The sequence below is a fragment of the Amphibacillus sp. MSJ-3 genome, from assembly GCF_018919165.1.
In the GTDB taxonomy this organism is placed as follows: Bacteria; Bacillota; Bacilli; order Bacillales; family Amphibacillaceae; genus Amphibacillus.
Genome location: NZ_JAHLQM010000060.1, coordinates 1 through 4,644, shown reverse-complemented (window position 1 = coordinate 4,644; position 4,644 = coordinate 1). Strand labels below are relative to the sequence as shown.

At 37.2% G+C, this 4,644-nt stretch carries 4 protein-coding genes; 3 read left to right on the top strand and 1 reads right to left on the bottom strand.

Features of this window, described 5'->3' with window-relative positions:
• Positions 1–386 precede the first annotated feature (386 nt).
• Positions 387–1,160 carry a rhomboid family intramembrane serine protease gene (locus KQI76_RS11515; protein ID WP_216400430.1) on the bottom strand — a complete coding sequence of 258 codons (774 nt, stop codon included), beginning with the start codon at positions 1,158–1,160 and terminating at the stop codon, positions 387–389.
• 122 nt (positions 1,161–1,282) lie between these two features.
• Here KQI76_RS11515 and acpS point away from each other — a divergent pair, with 122 nt between their 5' ends.
• The 3 genes from acpS (at position 1,283) to KQI76_RS11500 (ending at position 4,454) form a co-directional block, all read left to right on the top strand.
• Positions 1,283–1,639 carry a holo-ACP synthase gene (acpS, locus tag KQI76_RS11510; RefSeq protein WP_216400429.1) on the top strand — a complete coding sequence of 119 codons (357 nt, stop codon included), beginning with the start codon at positions 1,283–1,285 and terminating at the stop codon, positions 1,637–1,639.
• 67 nt (positions 1,640–1,706) lie between these two features.
• Positions 1,707–3,209, top strand: coding sequence for an NAD(P)H-hydrate dehydratase (locus KQI76_RS11505; RefSeq protein ID WP_216400428.1), 1,503 nt, complete (start codon positions 1,707–1,709; stop codon positions 3,207–3,209).
• A gap of 222 nt (positions 3,210–3,431) precedes the next feature.
• A complete protein-coding gene (locus KQI76_RS11500) occupies positions 3,432–4,454 on the top strand; it encodes a LolA family protein (RefSeq protein ID WP_216400427.1) in 1,023 nt (340 codons plus the stop codon).
• Positions 4,455–4,644: the final 190 nt, after the last annotated feature.

Below are 4,644 nucleotides of genomic sequence, written 5' to 3'. Positions count from 1 at the left end.
GTCTAGAACATTACAAACAAGTACATGTTTAGCATAAAATTGAACCGCCGTATACGGATCCGTACGTACGGTGGTGTGAGGGGACGGATAATCAAATAATGATTATCCTCCTACTCGATTTTAACAGATAGTAAAAGTATAAAACGATATTATTTATTGCAGTGCAACTGTCAGCAACGGGTCCGTCCACACATGGAATATCAGCTTCCGCGCATAGATCTGCCATTTCCGCGCATAAAACATCGGTTTGCGCACATAAACCTGTGACTTCCGCACATAGAACACTGGTTTGCGAGCATAAACTCCCGATTTCCGCGCATAAACCCCGCCAATTACTTCAATAATTTTATTGAAGGCGGGGGAAGGCATCCTTCCCTCACTTTGGACTAAAAACCGCTTAAAATACCTAGAATCGCTAAGATGAAAATAATCCACCAGATAATTGAGCTGATATTACGGTTAACTCGAAATCTTTTTTTATCCCATCGATTTGGATCATAGCCAAGGTCATCATTTCTGACCACTCGCCTAACCCGAGGTTGGTTCCGCCAGGGCGAAAAAGGTGTGACGTTATTTGTGATAACAGGCCCAATAGCAACCCCTGCGATCATTCCGAATAGGTGGGCAGCCTTATTAATTCCAGGCTGAATAAATGACATTAAGATACCAACTATACTAATGACAACGACAATTTGTTTACTTCCTGGATCAATTAAATGACTTTTGAAATAGCTCATATACAACAAGAGGCCTAATAACCCGTAAAGCGCACCGGAAGCTCCTAAATGGGGAACAAGACTTTCCATATCGATTAAATAAGTGAATACATTTCCAATAATCCCTGTGAATAGAAAGACAATGATAAACTTAATTTTGCCTAGCATTTGCTCTAAAGCAGGCCCGAATAAAATTAATGAAAATGAATTAAAAAGAATATGGGAAATTCCATCAGGATCATGAAGAAAGATAGGAGTAACGAGTCGCCAATATTGTCCACGACTAACTGCGATATTCCAACCGACACCCCACTCATAGACGAATACGCCTAATGATGTTGAAAGGAACATTAAGAGCCATAATATAACATTAATTCCAACGATTATAGAAACAGTTGGATAAAACCGAATGAAATCTTTAAATGATTCGTTACGAAAAAACATAAAAACTCTCCTTTAAATGGCGATAATCAAATGATACTCCATCTAGAGATGTTTTGACAAATGATATAATTAATCAATTGCTTACGCTATAATAAAGATATCAGAATAAAAAAGGTGATACGATGATTATAGGTACGGGAATAGATATTATTGAACTTAATCGAATTGAAGATATTATGAAGAGAAATGCAAGGTTTGCCAAGAAAATCTTAACAAAAAAAGAAGAAGAACTCTTGCTACAAAAAACTTCACAATTAAAAAAGTGTGAATTTTTAGCAGGCCGTTTCGCTGGTAAAGAAGCTTTTGCTAAAGCTTTAGGAACAGGTATAGGCAAAGTGAGTTTTCATGATATTGAAATTTTATCAGGTCCTGATGGTGAACCGACAATCACCTTTAAACAAGCCCATCGATTTAATATTCATATATCAATATCACATAGTCGCACATATGCCATTGCCCAAGTTATTTTAGAACGTTAAAGATTAGCTTGTCTGCATAATTAAATGGACAAACTCATATAGTGTAGTGCGGGTAGGAGGGACTAAAATGAACTGTGTAACCGCAAAAGAAATGTACGAAATTGATCGAAAAGCAATGGAGGATTATCGAATATCAGGCGTTATGTTAATGGAGAATGCTGGTCGGGCGATTACAGATAAACTAATCGGTAAGATTACGAAAAAGACTAAAATTGTTATTTTGGTTGGTGGTGGTAATAATGGTGGTGATGGATTTGTTATTGCTCGAACTTTGATTAATCTCGGTTATCGGGTTGAGCTGATTCAAGTCATTTCCGATCATAAAATTAAAGGGGATGCAGCAAGGCATAAAGCGATTTTGACCTGTTTCGATTGTTCCATTACCTTGGTTGACGAATCAAGTCATTATCGACAATTGATTCAAGAAGCTGATTTAATCATTGATGCGATGTTAGGGATCGGCTTTTCAGGTACTTTGAAAGAACCTTATGATTCAATCATCCAACAAGTAAATTGTGCAACAGGTCGTGTAATTGCGGTAGACCTACCTAGTGGTATTCCAGCTGAATCAGGATTGGAAGATGTGAAAGCAATCAAAGCTGACCTTACTTATTGTATTGAAGCACCAAAACCAAGTGCCTTTATTGAACGGTATGCTGGTTATTATGGTGACTGGGAAATTGTTAAGATCGGTTTGCCAACCCCATTAGTAACCGCAAGTAAAAAGGAAGTTTGGACGATGGAAAAGGTCAACCAAACATTGCCGAGGAGAGCACAACATAGCCACAAAGGTGACCATGGGAAAGGTTTGATTATTGGTGGAACAGAAAATATGCCAGGGTCCATATGTTTAACTGCAAATGCGGCTTTACGTTCAGGGCTAGGATTACTTACTGTTGCATCGAGACAAGAGGTTATTCCAATTATTGCGCAAGCTGCAACAGAAGCAACCTTTATGAACCTAGAAGCTGGGGGAATAGATTTATTTGAGCGATTCTCCTCCTTCGATGCGATTGCAATTGGAATGGGAATGGGCCGATCAGAAGATACGAGAATGATTCTTGAAACCGCCCTTAACAGTGATAAACCACTTATCGTTGATGCTGATGGTTTGTACTATATCCGAGAGCATTTAACTAAACGAGTTAAGCGCAAAGCGCCGACGATATTAACACCTCATCCCGGTGAAATGGCTATGTTGATTGATCAGACTATTGATCAGATCAAAGCAAATCCATTTGAAATTGCAAAGGATTTTGCAACGAAGTATCAACTTTATTTGGTTTTAAAAGGTGCTTATACGATAATTACTGATCCGAATGGAAATCAAACCATTAACATAACTGGAAACCCCGCTTTAGCTAAGGGCGGCAGTGGCGATTGTTTAGCAGGAATTATTTTGGCTCAGGTGATGCAAAAGCAATCTCTAAAGACAGCTTTAGCAAATGCCTGTTTTATCCATGGATTAGCTGCCGACATCGCTATTCGTGAACACCATTCGACGGTTGATTTTCTAGCAAGAGATTTAATTGATTTCCTACCAAATGCTTTTCGTTCATGTTTAACTTGATCAGATAAGGTTGACTGTTTCTACAAATAAATAGAGATAAATTCGATTGAGAGACAATCAAACTACTGATAACCAAGTTAAACCACAGTTGCTGATATAGATTTTCTAATCAACTTTCATAAAAAATAAACCACTCTTATCACAACTGTGGAGTACAGTTGATTAACCATTGCGGTCCACTCATTCCCTTTTTCTCTGACTAGAGTTAAAGGAGCTGAAATGATGAACAGAATGATCAGGATGACCCTCATCCTTTTCTCGATCTTTATAATAGCTGGTTGTGGCGAAGCTTCACAGGAAGATGTTATTGAAGATCTAGAGGAGAATCTAACAGAGTTAGAAAGCTATCAAACGAAAGCAACGATGGAAATGTTTACTGGTGAAACGACACAGAAATATCAAATTGACTTGGCTTATCAAATGGATAATTATTATCGAGTGTTTATGCACAATCAAGAAGATGAGGAAGGCAGTCAAATTATCCTAAAAAATGATGAAGGTGTCTTCGTTTTAACACCTGCTTTGAATAAAAGTTTCAGATTCCAAAGTGATTGGCCAGCTAACGCTAGTCAACCTTATTTATATCATTCTTTGGTATCGGATATATTGAATGATGAAGAGGCTGAATTCGCAGTTATGGATGAATATTATGTGTTCACAACCAAAACGAATTATCATCAAAATCAAACCTTACCAACACAAGAGATCTATTTCCATCAAAAAACATTAACACCTTATTTGGTGAAAATTTATGATCCAGATCATAATGTTATTGTAGAAGTCACTTTTGAACCATTTGAATTGGATGTTGAATTTGAAGATGAATTTTTTGAAGTTGATGCCAATTTAACAAGTAGTATCTTTAGTTTACCTGTGAGCTCACTGGAAGAACAAGCAACACAAACAGAATTGTCGATTCAATATCCCAAGGAAACCTTTGCTAGTGAGCTTGTAGATACTTCGGAATTTGATTTGGAAGATGGGAGTCGTGTGGTATTAACTTATCAGGGAGAACATGATTTTACTATCGTTCAAGAGGTAAAAACAACTGAAATGGTTGCCTTTAGACAACCGGAATTGTCGATAGGAAGTCCGGTTCATATTGGTACTACTGTAGGGGCGATAACAGAGCATTCCCTATCATGGTCGGAAAATGGAATTGACTACTATTTAGCGAGTGAATCCTTAACCGAAGATGAAATGATTCAGGTAGCCCAATCACTAGCGGTAGAAATAGAAAAATAAAAACTATTAAAGCAGATACTATTAGAGGATCTGCTTTTATTTATGTCCAAATAAAATAAGGGTTCAGTTTAGTATGTGTATAATGTTTCTCAATGATACTTAAATCAAAATACTAGACAAAAAAAGAGAAGACACTCTAATATAAATGTAAGTTTCGCGACTAACATTTGAAAAGAGGTCTTCTCATGGA

Bases quoted from the DNA above. Each gene is read 5' to 3' on its own strand.
- KQI76_RS11500 (WP_216400427.1), top strand. From the start codon at position 3,432: ATGAACAGAATGATCAGGATGACCCTCATCCTTTTCTCGATCTTTATA.
- KQI76_RS11505 (WP_216400428.1), top strand. From the start codon at position 1,707: ATGAACTGTGTAACCGCAAAAGAAATGTACGAAATTGATCGAAAAGCA.
- KQI76_RS11515 (WP_216400430.1), bottom strand. From the start codon at position 1,160: ATGTTTTTTCGTAACGAATCATTTAAAGATTTCATTCGGTTTTATCCA.
- acpS (WP_216400429.1), top strand. From the start codon at position 1,283: ATGATTATAGGTACGGGAATAGATATTATTGAACTTAATCGAATTGAA.